Raw genomic sequence first — 15942 nt, forward strand, 5'->3', positions numbered from 1 at the left:
AGCGTCCCGGCATATCGACTTTCGAGCGGGAGACCGGCAGTGCTTCATCAAATCATCGACCGCAGGCTGGCCGGCAAGAACAAGAGTATCGCCAACCGCGAACGCTTTCTGCGTCGCGTCAAGAACTACATTCGTCGTGCCGTGTCCGACGCGGTGCGCGACCGTAGCATCAAGGATATCCAGAGCACGCAGAGCATCACGATCCCGCGCAAGGACATCGCGGAGCCGAATTTCCGGCACGGGCCGGGCGGGCGTCGTGAATACGTGCATCCCGGCAACGAGGACTACGTGCGCGGCGACAAGATCCCGCGTCCGCAGGGCGGTTCGGGCGGCGGCGGCAGTCAGGCGAGCAACGAGGGCGAAGGGCAGGACGATTTCGTGTTCGAGCTGTCGCGCGACGAGTTCATGCAGTACTTCTTCGACGATCTCGAACTGCCGCGCCTCGTGAAGACGCACCTGCTGACGGTGCCGAGCTGGAAGAACGTGCGCGCGGGCTGGTCGGCGGAAGGCACGCCGAACAACATCGACGTCGTGCGTTCGCTGCGCAGCGCGCTCGGCCGGCGCATCGCGCTCGGCTCGCCGCTCGTCAACGAGCTGCGCGAACTCGAGGCACAGCTCGAAGCGATGAAGAGCGATCCGGAAGACCGCCGCGCGGAAATCGCGACGCTCGAGGCCGAGATCCATCACCTGAAGGGACGCATCTGGCGGATTCCGTTCATCGATCCGTTCGACCTGCGCTACATCAACCGCGTGAAGCAGCCGCAGCCGTCGAGCCAGGCCGTGATGTTCTGCCTGATGGACGTGTCGGGCTCGATGGACGAGCAGCGCAAGGATCTCGCGAAGCGCTTCTTCATCCTGCTTTACCTGTTCCTCAAGCGCAACTACGAGCGCATCGAGGTCGTGTTCATCCGTCACCATACGCGCGCCGAGGAAGTCGACGAGGATACCTTCTTCCATTCGACCGAGAGCGGCGGCACGGTCGTATCGAGCGCGCTCGAACTGATGCGCAAGGTGCAGAACGAGCGTTACTCGCCGACCGAATGGAACATCTACGGCGCGCAGGCGTCCGACGGCGACAACTGGACCGACGATTCGCCCAAGTGTCGCAAAATCCTGGAAGAGGATATCCTCACGAAGACGCGTTACTTCGCGTATATCCAGGTCGCGCCGGAAGAGCAGAATTTGTGGCTGGAATACGCGCAACTGGCGCTGTCGCAACCGCATCTCGCGATGAAAAAAGTGGAATCGGCTGCCGACATTTACCCGGTGTTTCGCGAATTGTTCGAAAAGCAGGTGGAAACGTCATGACGACCCGCCATCTGCACAACGAGTCGCGCGGCTACGAGCCGCGCCCCTCCGGCGACGACACGGCCGGCCCTGCCGCATCGCAGCAACGCGCGCAGGCCGAACCGTCGCCGCCGGCCGCCGACTTGCCCGGTTCCGGGCAAAAGGAAGCGCGTATGAACGTTGCCGAACGCAAGCCGCTGCCGTGCCCGTCCGACTGGACGTTCGAACTGCTCGAGGAATACGACACGCACATCTCGCAGGTCGCCGAACAATACGAGCTCGACATCTATCCGATCCAGCTCGAACTGATCAGCGCCGAACAGATGATGGACGCGTATGCGTCGGTCGGGATGCCCGTCAACTACCGCCACTGGTCGTTCGGCAAGCACTTCCTTTCGACCGAGAAGAGCTACCGCCGCGGCCAGATGGGCCTCGCGTACGAAATCGTCATCAATTCGAACCCGTGCATCGCGTATCTGATGGAAGAGAACACGATGACGATGCAGGCGCTCGTGATCGCGCACGCGGCGTACGGGCACAACTCGTTTTTCAAGGGCAACTACCTGTTCCGGCTGTGGACCGACGCGCACGCGATCATCGACTATCTCGTGTATGCGAAGAACTACGTCGCGGAATGCGAGGAGCGCTACGGGCTCGATCGCGTCGAGGAACTGCTCGATTCGTGCCATGCGCTGATGAACTATGGCGTCGATCGCTACAAGCGGCCGCAGAAGCCGTCGCTGTCGAAGGAAGCGGCGTTGCGGCGCGAGCGTGAGGCGTACCTGCAGTCGCAGGTGAACGAACTGTGGCGCACGCTGCCGGGCAAGAAACCCGAGCTGATGGAGGAGCAGGAAGACCGCTATCCGCCCGAGCCGCAGGAGAACCTGTTGTATTTCGCGGAGAAGAACGCGCCGCTGCTCGAGCCGTGGGAGCGGGAAGTGATCCGCATCGTGCGCAAGATCGGCCAGTATTTCTACCCGCAGCGGCAGACGCAGGTGATGAACGAAGGCTGGGCGACGTTCTGGCACTACACGCTGCTGAACACGCTGTACAACCAGGGCAAGCTGGAAGACAGCTTCATGATGGAGTTCCTGCATTCGCACAGCAACGTGGTCTACCAGCCGCCCGTCACGAAGCCGTACTACAGCGGGATCAACCCGTACGCCCTCGGTTTCTCGATGATGAGCGACATCCGGCGGATCTGCGAAGCACCGACGGAAGAGGACTACAAGTGGTTTCCGGAGATCGCGGGCACCCCGTGGCTGCCGGCGATGCACTACGCGATGCGCAACTTCAAGGACGAGAGCTTCATCGCGCAGTACCTGTCGCCGAACCTGATCCGCGAGATGCGGCTCTTCTCGGTGCTCGACGACGACATGCGCGATTCGCTCGAGGTGTCGGCGATCCACGACGATTCCGGCTACCAGTACGTGCGGCAGGCGTTGTCGCGGCAGTACGACATCCATCACCGCGAGCCGAACATCCAGGTGTGGGCCGTGAACACGCGCGGCGACCGCAGCCTCACGCTGCGCCACTTCATGACCGACAACCGCCACCTGTCGAGCGACAGCGACGAAGTGCTCAAGCACATGGCGCGGCTGTGGCAGTTCGACGTGTACCTGGAAAGCGTCGACGAGGCCGGCACCGTGCGCAAGCGCTACGAGTGCCGCTACGTGCCGCCGGAGGTGCGTGTGTGAGCGCCGCTTTCGAATAGTTTGCATCGGACGCCAGCCCACGGGCTGGCGTTTTCATATGACGAACGCGCGGCGGGAGAAAAATTTTCTACATCCGGACGAACCCGGAAAGCCTGTTACTTTACATTTCGCTAAAATCGCGTAGCGCCGTGCCGCCGGAACCGGTGCCACGTGCGACCGCACGCGGCGGCCCCCAAGCCGTCTCGCCCAGAAAGCATTAAAAGGAACAGACCAATCCATGGACGTCCAGACCGACCAAGCTGCGCTGTCCGCGCATGACACCCGGCGGCGCGTGTTCGCCATCGTCGGCGCCTCATCGGGCAACCTCGTCGAGTGGTTCGACTTCTACATCTACTCGTTCTGCGCGCTGTACTTCGCGCCGGCGTTCTTCCCGAGCGGCAACACGACGACGCAGCTGCTGAACACGGCCGGCGTGTTCGCGGCCGGTTTCCTGATGCGCCCGATCGGCGGCTGGCTGTTCGGCCGCATCGCCGACCGTCACGGCCGCCGCGCGGCGATGATGATCTCGGTGCTGATGATGTGCGGCGGTTCGCTCGTGATCGCGGTGCTGCCGACCTATGCGCAGATCGGCGCGCTCGCGCCGGCGCTGCTGCTGGTCGCACGCCTGTTCCAGGGCCTGTCGGTGGGCGGCGAATACGGCACGAGCGCGACCTACATGAGCGAGGTCGCGCTGAAGGGCCGGCGCGGCTTCTTCGCGTCGTTCCAGTACGTGACGCTGATCGGCGGCCAGCTTTGTGCGTTGCTGGTGCTCGTGATCCTGCAGCAGACGCTGTCGACCGATGAACTGAAGGCGTGGGGCTGGCGCATTCCGTTCGTCGTCGGCGCGGCGGCCGCGCTGATCTCGCTGTACCTGCGGAAATCGCTCGACGAGACGTCGACGAGCGCATCGCGCGACAAGAAGGACGCCGGCACGATCCGCGGCGTGTGGCGGCACAAGGGCGCGTTCTTCACGGTGGTCGGCTTCACGGCCGGCGGCTCGCTGATCTTCTACACGTTCACGACGTACATGCAGAAGTACCTCGTGAACACGGCCGGCATGCACGCGAAGACGGCCAGCAACGTGATGACCGTCGCGCTGCTCGTCTACATGCTGATGCAGCCGGTGTTCGGCGCACTGTCCGACAAGATCGGCCGCCGCACGTCGATGATCCTGTTCGGCTCGTTCGCGGTGATCGGCACGGTGCCGCTGATGCATGCGCTGAAGGACGTGACGAGCCCCGTGGCAGCGTTCGTGCTGATCACGGTCGCGCTGGCGATCGTCAGCTTCTATACGTCGATCAGCGGCCTCATCAAGGCCGAGATGTTCCCGCCGGAAGTGCGCGCGATGGGCGTCGGCCTGTCGTACGCGGTCGCGAACGCGATCTTCGGCGGCTCGGCCGAGTATGTCGCGCTGTGGTTCAAGTCGATCGGCAGCGAGGAAACCTTTTACTGGTACGTGACGGTGCTGTGCGCGATCTCGCTGATCGTGTCGTGGCGGATGCGCGATCCGAGCAAGGAAGGTTATCTGCGCAACGAACCGTGATCGATTGCGCATCGCGCGCAGTCGCATCGTGACGAACGTCCTGCCAGCCGGCGGGACGTTTTTTTGCGGCGCGCGATTACGCGTGCGGCGGCGCGTGGTCGAACATGCTCGACGGCCGGCCTCGCTCGACCAGCCATGCGAACATCTGCTCGACGCTCGGCGAGCGCGACGGGCCGTATACAGCGAACCGGACGATCGCGCAGGTAGACATCCTCGGCATCGCGTCGGCGGGGCGCGTCATATCGATATCGAAATCGATTCGTTGTCCGTTACGCTCAATTTCCTTAATCTGAGCCGGTAGTTCGTGTGACACCTCCTTGACTGGGATTCGCGCCCGCTGCCTGCAGCGGGCGTCTTTTTTTGCGCTGCATGCCACGCCAGTCCCGACGGGGTTGGTGCCGCTGCGCGGCTCGCATGGCTCATCACGAAACCCGCTGAGCAAAGCACCATTTGTTGGTTCGGATTCGCCGCACGCGCTGATACGTTAGCGGCTTCGCGACACCACACTTCGTCGCGATGTTCCTCGAACCGGCCGCCGCGCGATCCGCGGCGGCCTTCATGACAAATCAGGTCGTGCTCATGAAAATCCACACTCTCGCTACGTGGCTCGTCGGGGCTGCGCTCGTTACCGCAGGCACGGTCGCGCATGCGGACCGTCTCGACGACATCAAGAAGGCCGGCGTGCTGCGCGTCGCGACGTTCGACAGCAACCCGCCGTTCGGTTATGTCGATGCGAAGAACAACCACATCGTCGGCCTCGACGTCGACTATGCGAAGGCACTCGCCGACAAGCTCGGCGTAAAGCTGCAACTCCAGCCGACCAACCCCGCGAACCGCATTCCGTTCCTGACGTCCGGCAAGGTCGATCTCGTGCTTGCGAACTTCACGATCACCGACGAGCGCGCGAAGCAGGTCGACTTCAGCATTCCGTATTTCTCGTCGGGCCAGCAGTTTCTCGCGAAGAAGGGCGTGCTGAAATCGGCCGACCAGTTGAACGGCCTGCGCGTCGGCGCGGACAAGGGCACGACGAACGAGATCACGTTGCGCGAGAAATTCCCGAAGGCGACGATCGTCGCGTACGACGACACGCCGTTCGCGTTCGCCGCGCTGCGCGCCGGCAACGTGCAGGCGATCACGCAGGACGGCCCGAAGCTGATCGGCCTGCTCGCGAACGTGCCCGACAAGCAGAACTACGAGATCCCCGCTTTCACGATCTCGAACGACTACATGGGCGTCGGCGTGCCGAAAGGCGAGACGCGCCTGCTGGGCTTCGTCAACGACACGCTGAAGGGGCTCGAGGCGAATGGCCGCGCCGTGCAAATCTACGACGCATGGTTCGGGCCGACGACGAAGACGCCGCTCACGCGCATCTTCCGCATCGGCGACAAGACCTGAGCCGCGTCGCACGCGCGCCGCGATTTGCCGGAACATCGGCATCGCGGCGCTTTCCGTTTTGTTCCGATCGCGTGCTTAGCGCACGTCCCTCAGCATGCTCGGGTTGGCTCCCAAATATCTGTCCTGGCTTTGGCAGGGTTTCCTGCTGACACTCGGCTTCGCGGCCGCGTCGGCCGTCGCCGCGACCGCCGGCGGGCTGCTGCTCGCGGTCATGCGGCATGCGCGCGGCAGGGTGCTGCGCACGGCGGCCGCCGCATACGTCGTCGCGTTCCGCAACACGCCGCTGCTCGTGCAGTTGCTGTTCTGGTATTTCGGCGTCGCGTCGTTGCTGCCCGACACGTGGATCGCGTGGCTGAACGCGCGCCATGAAGTGAGCGCGGGCCCGCTCACGCTCGCATGGCCATCGTTCGAATTCGTCGCGGGCTGGGTCGGGCTGAGCGCATACACGGCCGCGTTCGTCGCCGAGGAATGCGAAGCCGGCCTGCGCGGCGTGCGCCGCGCGCAACATGACGCGGCAGCCGCGCTCGGCCTCACGCCGATGCAGTCGCTGCGCTACGTGGTATTGCCGCAGGCCGTGCGCATCGCGCTGCCGCCGCTGTTCGGCCAATACATGAATCTCGTGAAGAACTCGTCGCTCGCGATGGCGATCGGTGTGGCCGAGCTGTCGTATGCGTCGCGGCAGGTCGAAACTGAAACGTTCAAGACCTTCGCCGCGTTCGGCGTTGCGACCTTGCTGTACGTCGCGGCGGTGGCCGCGATCGAGGCCGGTGCGTACGCGGCCACGCAATGGCGCGACCGGCTTGGCGCGAGGCGTTGACGATGGATTTTTCGCTGCTGCTCTCCAACCTGCCGTACCTGCTCGTCGGCGCGTTCCCGGAAGGCCCGCTCGGCGGCGCCGCGCTGTCGCTGGTGCTTGCGATCGCGTCGGCCGTTGCATCGGCCGTGCTCGGCATCGCGCTCGGTGTCGCGATGGCGCTCGCGCGCGGTCCCGGCCGCCTGCTGCTGCTCGCGTTCATCGGGTTCTTCCGCGCGATTCCCGTGCTGATGCTGATCTTCTGGACGTACTTCCTGATGCCCGTGCTGCTGCATATGGATGTGCCGGGGCTCGCGACGGTCGTCTGCGCGCTCGCGCTCGTCGGCGGCGCGTATCTCGCGCATGCGGTGCATGCGGGTATCGTCGCCGCGGGCGACGGCCAATGGCAGGCCGGGCTGTCGCTCGGGCTCACGCGCTGGCAGACGGTGCGCCATGTGCTGCTGCCGCAGGCGATCCGGATCATGACGCCGTCGTTCGTCAACCAGTGGGTCGCGCTCGTGAAGGACACGTCGCTCGCGTATATCGTCGGCGTGCCGGAACTTTCGTTCGTCGCGACGCAGGTGAACAACCGGCTGATGGTGTATCCGGCGCCGATCTTCCTGTTCGTCGCGGCGATCTATCTGGTGCTGTGCACGTCGCTCGACGGCGCGGCACGCTGGCTGTTGTCGCGCGGCCAGCGTGCGGAACGTGTCGAGCAGGCGAGCGCCGAGCGCGCGGAGCCAGCGCGGTGACGGTGTGCCGTGGCCGTGACGAACAGCCGGTGGGGAAGCGCTAGTGAATATCCGCAGCGGGCAGCACACCGGGCAGGTCGGGCCCGGCGTGCAGTACGGACAGGAACGGTAGATGGCCGGCCGCCTGCGCCGCCGCTTCCGGAGCGACGGCGGGCGGCACGCGCGTCACGACGCCGAGTAGTGCGTGTTGAAGACCGCGCGCAGCGTCGATTTGTCGGTCGCGAAATCGCCCCACAGCGGCCCGTCGTTCTGCGCGAACGCGAACGGCGCCGTATTGATCGACGCGAGGCGGAAGCGCCATTGCGCCGCTTCCTGGCGGAACGCGGTGAGTTGCATGTCGGACAGCGCCGTCTGCGCGTTGGCAAGCGTGACCAGCGGGTCGACCGGGTCGTTCGCGACGCGCACCTCGAAATGCAGGTGCGGGCCCGTTGCGGCACCCGTCATCCCGACCGAACCGAGCCGCTGGCCCTGCTTCACGATTTCGCCGGTCTTGAGCCCGTGCGCGAACGCGGACAGGTGCGCGTAATAGGTCGAGTAGCCATCCGCGTGATCGACGATCACGTAGCGGCCGTAGCCGCCCGGATCGGTGCCGACGAACGACACGACGCCGTCGGCCGCGGCGCCGACGGGCGTGCCGGACGGTGCGGCGAGATCGACGCCCGTGTGGAACGCCATCGCCTGCGACAGCGGATGGACGCGCTCGCCGAAGAACGAGCTGATGCGCGTCCACTTGACCGGCATCGTGAACGCGGCGGCTTCGAGCGGCGAGCCGTCGAGCGTGTAGTACGCGCCGTGCTCGGCACCCGGCGCGCGGAACCAGATCGCGCCGAACGTGCGGCCGGCGACGCGCAGTTCGAGTGCGGTGAGGCGCGGCGTGCCGTCGGTCGTATCGAACGCGACGCGGTAATAGTCGCCGCGCTGTGCACTCGCGCGCATCGCGACCTTGCCGGTGACGAGATCGCCGAGCTGGATGCGCACCTCGGGCGGCACGTCGAGCCGGTTCAGCGTATCGGACAGCGTGAGTTCGATGTCGCCCGCGCGCATCCCGTGCTGGTTTTCGGGCGGCGCAAGCTGGAACAGGCTCGCATAGCCGAGCATGTCGTTGCGGTGTGCGCTGAGCGGCGCAAACAGGCCCGGCTGCAGGCTGCGGTCGTTGCGTTCGCCGTATTCATTGCGCTCGCCGATCGTGCGGGCGAGCTCGCTCGTCACGAAATGCTGTGCGGTGGGAAACGGCGTGTCGGACAACACGCGCTGCGGCAGCACGGCCGTGCCCGAGTCGACGGCGCCCGGCAGTTGCGATACGGCCGGCAGCGCGGCGGCAAGGCCGAGGGCGGCGAGGGCGCCGAGCACGGCGGCCGGCACGAGCGCGCGCACGACGCGCTGCGCGCGGCCGGGCGCGAAAGCATCAGGAGTTGCGGCAGGCTTGACCAAGGTGTCCACATCCAGGAAAGCGGTTCAAAGGGGGTGTGGGCAGGGGCCGCCGGCGGCTCAACCGTCGAATGGCGACGGGGCGGGCGGCGGGCGTGCAACAAAACAGGCCCCGCCAGGGGCCTGTGTCGTTTCCGTTCGACCCAACGCGCGGGGCGGGCCCGCTTCGAACGGCGGCGTGTTTACCGGGTCGAACCCGGTTATCACGAAGACGCTAAAGAATGATGACAGCGTCAGTCTACCGATGTTCCGGGAAACGTTAAAAATTTTAAAGGGGGTCAGCTCATTCGTTTCACAGTGCGGTAAATCGGGTTAAATCAGAATTTGTTACGATAATTTTCATCAGTCCGGCAATTTTTGCGCGCGGCCACGCAGCGCGGCGGACGTGCGGACGGCGTCGAAGCCGGCGTCGAGCATCGCTTCGGCGTCGTTCCACAGATTGCCGCGCAGCCGGTTGGTCCAGATCATCGACGCGAACACGCCTTCGAGCAGCGACACGAGATAGACGGCGGCCAGATGCACGTCGAGATCGGCGGCGAGTTCGCCGGCCGCGATCGCGCGGCGCAGCAGCGCCTTCGTGATTCGCAGCATCTGCAGTTCGAGCAGCATGCGGCGCCGCTGCAGCGCGCCGTTTTCCTCGCTCTGCTCGCACTTCGTATAGAGGATCACGAGCACGCGCTGCATCGGGCCCGGCTCGCCGCACTCCTGCAGATAGTGCGACGCGGCACGCCGCAGCGTGGCGAGCGGCGGCAGGCCGTCGCCCGCGTCGAAGCCTTCCGACGTGCGCGCGAACGCGCGGTCGCACATCGCGAGACACACTTCCATCTTGTTGCGGTAGTGGCCGTAGACGGCGCCCCGCGACATCCCGGCGGCCTCGGCGAGGTCCGCCATCGCGGTTTGCGCGACGCCTTTCTCGAGCAGCACGAGCTCGGCGGCGTCGAGGATCCGGTGCTTGATTGCGAGCGATTCTTCCCGGGTCTTGCGGGCCATGTCGTGAGTTTCCTTACAATTCGCTGTCGTTTTATTGAGACAGTGTGGCGTTCAGGTTGAAACAGCGTTTATTTAATCAGTCGTGACTGATTATAATCGACCACCCTGAGCCGCCGCATTTTATCGGCGGCGAACGATCCGAGGTCACCATGAATAACAACAATTGCTTCCTGTCGCGCTGCCGCCGGCTGGCGCCGTTCACGCTGGCGGCCGCGCTCGTCGTGGCCGGATGCGGCAAGGGCGGGCAGGACGCGGAGAAAGAGACCGCGAAGCAGGCGACCGTCGTCACGGTACGCCCGACAGCCGTGCCGATGACCGTCGAATTGCCGGGCCGGCTCGACGCGTACCGGCAGGCGGAAGTGCGCGCGCGGGTCGCGGGCATCGTCACCGCGCGCACCTACGAGGAAGGCCAGGAAGTGAAGCAGGGCGCGGTGCTGTTCCGCATCGATCCCGCGCCGCTGAAGGCCGCGCGCGACGCCGCGCAGGGTGCGCTCGCGAAGGCGCAGGCCGCCGCGCTCGCGGCGAGCGACAAGCGCCGCCGTTACGACGATCTGGTGCGCGACCGCGCGGTCAGCGAGCGCGACCATACCGAGGCCGTTGCCGACGACACGCAGGCGAAAGCCGGGGTTGTATCCGCGAAGGCCGAGCTCGCGCGTGCGCAGTTGCAGCTCGACTATGCGACCGTCACCGCGCCGATCGCGGGCCGCGCACGGCGCGCGCTCGTGACCGAAGGCGCGCTCGTCGGCCAGGACCAGGCGACCCCGCTCACGACCGTCGAGCAGCTCGATCCGATCTACGTGAACTTCTCGCAGCCGGCCGCCGATGTCGACGCGCTGCGCCGCGCGGTGAAGAGCGGCCGCGCGACGGGCATTGCGCAGCACGACATCGCGGTGACGCTGTTGCGCGCCGACGGCACCGCGTATCCGCTGAAGGGCAAGCTGCTGTTCAGCGATCTCGCGGTCGACCCGACCACCGACACCGTCGCGATGCGCGCGCTGTTCCCGAATCCGGAGCGCGAGCTGCTGCCGGGCGCGTATGTGCGGATCGCGCTCGACACGGCGGTCGACCAGCGGGCGATCCTCGTTCCGCGCGACGCGCTGCTGCGCACGACCGATCGCACATCGGTGCGTGTCGTCGGCACGAACGGCAAGGTCAAGGACGTCGAGGTCGCGGCCGACCAGATGAGCGGCCATGACTGGCGCATCACGCGCGGCCTGACGGGCGGCGAGCGCGTGATCGTCGACAACGCCGCGCAGTTCGCGCCCGATACGGCCGTCAAGCCCGTCGAGAAGGCGCCGCCGTCGAAGGCGGCGCCGGCAGCGGCCGCTTCGCAAGCGGCCGCCCGTCAAACCTGACCGGTTCAAACCAACATGGCACGTTTCTTCATCGATCGCCCCGTCTTCGCGTGGGTGATCGCAATCTTCATCATGCTGGGCGGCGCGTTCGCGATCCGCACGCTGCCCGTTGCGCAATATCCGGACATCGCGCCGCCCGTCGTCAGCATCTATGCGACATACCCGGGTGCGTCCGCGCAGGTCGTCGAGGAATCGGTGACCGCGCTGATCGAGCGCGAGATGAACGGCGCGCCGGGGCTGATGTATACGTCCGCGACGAGCAGCGCCGGGATGGCGTCGCTGTACCTGACATTCAAGCAGGGCGTGAACGCCGATCTCGCGGCCGTCGAAGTGCAGAACCGGCTGAAGACGGTCGAGGCGCGCTTGCCCGAGCCCGTGCGCCGCGACGGCATCCAGGTCGAGAAGGCCGCCGACAACATCCAGCTCGTCGTGTCGCTGACGTCGGACGACGGCCGGATGACCGACGTGCAGCTCGGCGAATATGCATCGGCGAACGTCGTGCAGGCGCTGCGCCGCGTCGCCGGCGTCGGCAGGGTGCAGTTCTGGGGCGCCGAATATGCGATGCGGATCTGGCCCGACCCGGTGAAGATGGCCGGGCACGGCCTCACCGCGTCGGATATCGCGTCGGCGGTGCGCGCGCACAACGCGCGCGTGACGATCGGCGACATCGGCCGCAGCGCGGTGCCGGCCAGCGCGCCGATCGCGGCGACCGTGTTCGCCGACGCGCCGCTGAAGACGCCGGCCGATTTCGGCGCGATCGCGCTGCGCACGCAGGCCGACGGCTCCGCGCTATACCTGCGCGACGTCGCACGCGTCGAGTTCGGCGGCAACGACTACAACTATCCGTCGTACGTGAACGGCAAGGTCGCGACCGGGATGGGCATCAAGCTCGCGCCGGGCTCGAATGCGGTGTCGACCGAGAAGCGCGTGCGCGCGACGATGGACGAGCTGTCCGCGTATTTCCCGCCGGGCGTGAAGTACCAGATTCCGTACGAGACGTCGTCGTTCGTGCGCGTGTCGATGAACAAGGTCGTCACGACGCTGATCGAGGCCGGCGTGCTGGTGTTCCTCGTGATGTTCCTGTTCATGCAGAACCTGCGCGCGACGCTGATCCCGACGCTCGTCGTGCCGGTCGCGCTCGCGGGCACGTTCGGTGTGATGTATGCGGCGGGCTTCTCGATCAACGTGCTGACGATGTTCGGGATGGTGCTCGCGATCGGCATCCTCGTCGACGATGCGATCGTCGTGGTCGAGAACGTCGAGCGGCTGATGGTCGAGGAAGGGCTCGGCCCGTACGACGCGACCGTCAAGGCGATGAAGCAGATCAGCGGCGCGATCGTCGGGATCACCGTGGTGCTGACGTCGGTGTTCGTGCCGATGGCGTTCTTCGGCGGCGCGGTGGGCAACATCTACCGGCAGTTCGCGCTGTCGCTCGCGGTGTCGATCGGTTTCTCGGCATTCCTTGCGCTGTCGCTGACGCCCGCGCTGTGCGCGACGCTGCTCAAGCCCGTGTCCGGCGACCATCACGAGAAGCGCGGCTTCTTCGGCTGGTTCAACCGCTTCGTCGCGCGTGCGACGCAGCGCTATGCGACGCGTGTCGGCGCGATGCTGAAGAAGCCGTTGCGCTGGCTCGTCGTGTACGGCGCGCTGACCGCGGCCGCGGCGCTGATGCTCACGCAGCTGCCGACCGCGTTCCTGCCGGACGAGGACCAGGGCAACTTCATGGTGATGGTGATCCGGCCGCAGGGCACGCCGCTCGCGGAAACGATGCAGAGCGTGCGCGAGGTCGAGTCGTATATCCGCACCGACGAGCCGGCCGCGTATACGTTCGCGCTCGGCGGTTTCAACCTGTACGGCGAAGGGCCGAACGGCGGGATGATCTTCGTCACGCTGAAGAACTGGAAGGAGCGCAAGGCCGCGCGCGATCACGTGCAGTCGATCGTCGCGCGCGTCAACGAGCGCTTCGCGGGCACGCCGAACACGACGGTGTTCGCGATGAACTCGCCGGCGCTGCCCGATCTCGGCTCGTCGAGCGGCTTCGACTTCCGGTTGCAGAACCGCGGCGGGCTCGACTACGCGACGTTCAGCGCCGCGCGCGAGCAACTGCTCGCGGCGGGCGGCAAGGACCGCGCGCTCACCGACCTGATGTTCGCGGGCACGCAGGACGCGCCGCAACTGAAGCTCGACATCGATCGCGCGAAGGCGTCGGCGCTTGGCGTGTCGATGGACGAGATCAACACGACGCTCGCGGTGATGTTCGGCTCGGACTATATCGGCGACTTCATGCACGGCACGCAGGTGCGGCGCGTGGTCGTGCAGGCCGACGGGCTGCACCGGCTCGATCCGGACGACGTGAAGAAGCTGCGCGTGCGCAACGCGCGCGGCGAGATGGTGCCGCTCGCGGCGTTCACGACGCTGCACTGGACGATGGGGCCGCCGCAGCTCACGCGCTACAACGGCTATCCGTCGTTCACGATCAACGGCTCGGCGGCGGCAGGCCACAGCAGCGGCGAGGCGATGGCCGCGATCGAGCGGATCGCCGCGAAGCTGCCGGCCGGCATCGGCTACGCGTGGTCGGGGCAGTCGTTCGAGGAGCGGCTGTCGGGCGCGCAGGCGCCGATGCTGTTCGCGCTGTCGGTGCTGGTCGTGTTCCTCGCGCTCGCGGCGCTCTACGAGAGCTGGTCGATCCCGTTCGCGGTGATGCTGGTCGTCCCGCTCGGCGTGATCGGCGCGGTGCTCGGCGTCACGCTGCGGATGATGCCGAACGACATTTATTTCAAGGTGGGGCTGATCGCGACGATCGGTTTGTCGGCGAAGAACGCGATCCTGATCGTCGAAGTCGCGAAGGATCTGGTCGCGCAGCGCATGTCGCTCGTCGATGCCGCGCTCGAGGCCGCGCGGCTGCGGCTGCGGCCGATCGTGATGACGTCGCTCGCGTTCGGCGTCGGCGTGCTGCCGCTCGCGTTCGCGTCGGGCGCGGCATCCGGCGCGCAGATGGCGATCGGCACCGGCGTGCTCGGCGGCGTGATCACGGCGACCGTGCTCGCGGTGTTCCTCGTGCCGCTGTTTTTCGTGATCGTCGGCCGCCTGTTCGACGTCGGCCCGCGCCGGCGCGGCGGCACGCAGCCGGCGACGATGGAGGGATCCCGATGATGTTTGCGCTGAATGCACGCGCCGTGCTGCGGGCCCAGCTCACGCTGGCCGCCACGCTCGCGCTCGCCGGCTGCTCGCTCGCGCCGCGCTACGAGCGGCCGGCGGCGCCGGTGCCGGCCACCTATGCGCCGGCCGACGGAAGCCTGGAGCCGGCTGCGACGTCTGATGCAACGCCTGCCGACGCCGCGCGGCTCGACGACTGGCATGCGTATTTCACCGATCCGGCGCTGCAGGCGTGGATCGACGCGGCGCTTGCGAACAACCGCGACCTGCGGATCGCGGCCGGCCGGCTCGAGGAGGCGCGTGCGCTGTACGGCGTGCAGCGCGCGGACCTGATGCCGTCGGTCGATGCGAATCTCGGCTATGAACGCGTGCGCCAGTACGACCCGGTCGTGCGCGAAAGCGCGATCAGCGGGCTGTATCGCGCGGGCGTCGGCGTCAGTGCGTACGAACTCGACTTGTTCGGCCGCGTGCGCAATCTGTCCGACGCGGCGCTCGCCGAATATTTCGCGACGGCCGACGCGCAGCGCACGGTCCGTATCGGCGTGATCGCCGAAGTGGCGGGGGCGTATGTGTCGGAGCGCTCGCTGTACGAGCAGCTCGCGCTGGCGCAGCGCACGCTCGACGCACGCGGGCGGATGGCCGCGCTCACGCAGCGCCGCTACGCGGCCGGCACGAGCGACGCGATCGAGCTGCGCTCGGCCGAGATGCTGGTGGCGTCCGCGCGTGCGTCGCAGGCCGCGCTGCAGCGCGAGCATGCGCAGGCCGTGCGGGCGCTGCAGTTGCTCGCGGGCGATTTCGCGCGCAACGTGCCCGGCGACGCGACCGCGCTCGACACGTTGTCGATCGCGCCCGTGGCGCCCGGCGCACCGAGCGCGCTGCTCGAACGGCGGCCGGACATCCGGCAGGCCGAGGCGCGGCTCAAGGCCGCGAACGCGCAGATCGGCGCCGCACGCGCGGCGTTCTTCCCGCGCATCGCGCTGACGACCGACTACGGCTCGGTCAGCGACGCGTTCTCGAGCCTGTTCGCGGCTGGCACGAGCGTGTGGACGTTCGCGCCGCGCGTCACGCTGCCGATCTTCGCGGGCGGACGCAATCGCGCGAACCTCGATGTCGCGAACGCGCGCAAGCACATCGCGGTCGCCGAATACGAGAAGACCGTGCAGACCGCGTTCCGCGAAGTGGCCGACGCGTTCGCCGCGCGCGACTGGATCGATCGCCAGTTGGCTGCGCAGCAGGACGTCTACACGGCGGACGGTGCGCGGCTGAAGCTCGCGGAGCGCCGTTATGCGGGCGGCGTCGCGACGTATCTCGAACTGCTCGACGCGCAGCGCAGCACGTACGAGTCGGGGCAGGAACTGATCCGGCTCAAGCAGCTCAGGCTCGCGAATGCGATCGCGCTGTATCGCGCGCTCGGCGGCGGCTGGGCGCCCGCATCGGCGTCGGCGTCGGCGGAGGTCGCGGCTTCCGCATGATGTGCGTTGCCTGACGCCGCAGCGCGCCGGGCAACGAGACGGCGGCCGCACGATTCGACGTGCGGTCGCCGTCTCGA

At 66.9% G+C, this 15942-nt stretch carries 12 protein-coding genes; 9 read left to right on the forward strand and 3 right to left on the reverse strand.

The window, feature by feature from the left end; genetic code table 11:
• Positions 1-39: 39 nt before the first annotated feature.
• From BT264_RS24555 to BT264_RS24565, 3 genes are all read left to right on the forward strand, one after another.
• Complete coding sequence (locus tag BT264_RS24555; protein WP_034184124.1) at positions 40-1308, forward strand: YeaH/YhbH family protein; 1269 nt, start codon at positions 40-42, stop codon at positions 1306-1308.
• A complete protein-coding gene (locus tag BT264_RS24560; protein ID WP_072441487.1) occupies positions 1305-2984 on the forward strand; it encodes a SpoVR family protein in 1680 nt (559 codons plus the stop codon). Before BT264_RS24555 ends, BT264_RS24560 begins: the two co-directional genes overlap by 4 nt.
• Before the next feature lie 235 nt (positions 2985-3219).
• On the forward strand, positions 3220-4524 hold the full coding sequence (locus BT264_RS24565) for an MFS family transporter (protein ID WP_072441484.1): 1305 nt from the start codon (positions 3220-3222) through the stop codon (positions 4522-4524).
• 76 nt (positions 4525-4600) lie between these two features.
• Here BT264_RS24565 and BT264_RS40130 read toward each other — a convergent pair whose 3' ends face one another.
• Positions 4601-4735: a hypothetical protein gene (locus BT264_RS40130; protein WP_256260704.1), complete on the reverse strand. Its 135-nt coding sequence runs from the start codon at positions 4733-4735 to the stop codon at positions 4601-4603.
• A gap of 368 nt (positions 4736-5103) precedes the next feature.
• Here BT264_RS40130 and BT264_RS24570 point away from each other — a divergent pair, with 368 nt between their 5' ends.
• The 3 genes from BT264_RS24570 to BT264_RS24580 all read left to right on the forward strand — a co-directional run bounded on the left by BT264_RS24570 (position 5104) and on the right by BT264_RS24580 (position 7464).
• Positions 5104-5919: an ABC transporter substrate-binding protein gene (locus BT264_RS24570; protein WP_041489925.1), complete on the forward strand. Its 816-nt coding sequence runs from the start codon at positions 5104-5106 to the stop codon at positions 5917-5919.
• Positions 5920-6013: 94 nt separating this feature from the next.
• A complete protein-coding gene (locus BT264_RS24575) occupies positions 6014-6736 on the forward strand; it encodes an amino acid ABC transporter permease (protein WP_072441481.1) in 723 nt (240 codons plus the stop codon).
• 2 nt (positions 6737-6738) lie between these two features.
• On the forward strand, positions 6739-7464 hold the full coding sequence (locus BT264_RS24580) for an amino acid ABC transporter permease (protein ID WP_072441758.1): 726 nt from the start codon (positions 6739-6741) through the stop codon (positions 7462-7464).
• 165 nt (positions 7465-7629) lie between these two features.
• Here BT264_RS24580 and BT264_RS24585 read toward each other — a convergent pair whose 3' ends face one another.
• Both BT264_RS24585 and BT264_RS24590 read right to left on the reverse strand, forming a co-directional pair.
• On the reverse strand, positions 7630-8895 hold the full coding sequence (locus BT264_RS24585) for a M23 family metallopeptidase (protein ID WP_072441478.1): 1266 nt from the start codon (positions 8893-8895) through the stop codon (positions 7630-7632).
• A 339-nt stretch (positions 8896-9234) separates the two neighbouring features.
• Entirely contained in the window at positions 9235-9882 is a 648-nt protein-coding gene (locus tag BT264_RS24590) for a TetR family transcriptional regulator (protein ID WP_072441475.1), read from the reverse strand.
• A gap of 149 nt (positions 9883-10031) precedes the next feature.
• On the opposite strand from BT264_RS24590, the gene BT264_RS24595 reads away from it, so the two are divergent.
• From BT264_RS24595 to BT264_RS24605, 3 genes are read left to right on the forward strand one after another with little or no spacing between them, the layout of a single operon-like run.
• Positions 10032-11237, forward strand: a complete 1206-nt coding sequence (locus BT264_RS24595) for a MexX/AxyX family multidrug efflux RND transporter periplasmic adaptor subunit (RefSeq protein WP_072441472.1) — start codon at positions 10032-10034, stop codon at positions 11235-11237.
• 15 nt (positions 11238-11252) lie between these two features.
• The gene (locus tag BT264_RS24600; RefSeq protein ID WP_072441469.1) at positions 11253-14390 is read left to right on the forward strand and encodes a multidrug efflux RND transporter permease subunit; all 3138 of its coding nucleotides are present in this window, start codon (positions 11253-11255) and stop codon (positions 14388-14390) included.
• Positions 14390-15865 (forward strand): efflux transporter outer membrane subunit, encoded by a 1476-nt coding sequence (locus tag BT264_RS24605; RefSeq protein ID WP_072441756.1) that lies wholly within the window; start codon positions 14390-14392, stop codon positions 15863-15865. The genes BT264_RS24600 and BT264_RS24605 overlap by 1 nt, the downstream gene beginning before the upstream one ends.
• Positions 15866-15942 lie beyond the last annotated feature (77 nt).

The sequence above is a fragment of the Burkholderia sp. NFPP32 genome (assembly GCF_900119325.1).
GTDB classification, from domain to species: domain Bacteria; phylum Pseudomonadota; class Gammaproteobacteria; order Burkholderiales; family Burkholderiaceae; genus Burkholderia; species Burkholderia pyrrocinia_C.

What these genes read in the sequence shown, in the direction of transcription:
- BT264_RS40130 (WP_256260704.1), bottom strand. Translation starts at nt 4,735, where the DNA reads ATGTCTACCTGCGCGATCGTCCGGTTCGCTGTATACGGCCCGTCGCGC.
- BT264_RS24560 (WP_072441487.1), top strand. Translation starts at nt 1,305, where the DNA reads ATGACGACCCGCCATCTGCACAACGAGTCGCGCGGCTACGAGCCGCGC.
- BT264_RS24600 (WP_072441469.1), top strand. Translation starts at nt 11,253, where the DNA reads ATGGCACGTTTCTTCATCGATCGCCCCGTCTTCGCGTGGGTGATCGCA.
- BT264_RS24580 (WP_072441758.1), top strand. Translation starts at nt 6,739, where the DNA reads ATGGATTTTTCGCTGCTGCTCTCCAACCTGCCGTACCTGCTCGTCGGC.
- BT264_RS24575 (WP_072441481.1), top strand. Translation starts at nt 6,014, where the DNA reads ATGCTCGGGTTGGCTCCCAAATATCTGTCCTGGCTTTGGCAGGGTTTC.
- BT264_RS24595 (WP_072441472.1), top strand. Translation starts at nt 10,032, where the DNA reads ATGAATAACAACAATTGCTTCCTGTCGCGCTGCCGCCGGCTGGCGCCG.
- BT264_RS24565 (WP_072441484.1), top strand. Translation starts at nt 3,220, where the DNA reads ATGGACGTCCAGACCGACCAAGCTGCGCTGTCCGCGCATGACACCCGG.
- BT264_RS24570 (WP_041489925.1), top strand. Translation starts at nt 5,104, where the DNA reads ATGAAAATCCACACTCTCGCTACGTGGCTCGTCGGGGCTGCGCTCGTT.
- BT264_RS24590 (WP_072441475.1), bottom strand. Translation starts at nt 9,882, where the DNA reads ATGGCCCGCAAGACCCGGGAAGAATCGCTCGCAATCAAGCACCGGATC.
- BT264_RS24605 (WP_072441756.1), top strand. Translation starts at nt 14,390, where the DNA reads ATGTTTGCGCTGAATGCACGCGCCGTGCTGCGGGCCCAGCTCACGCTG.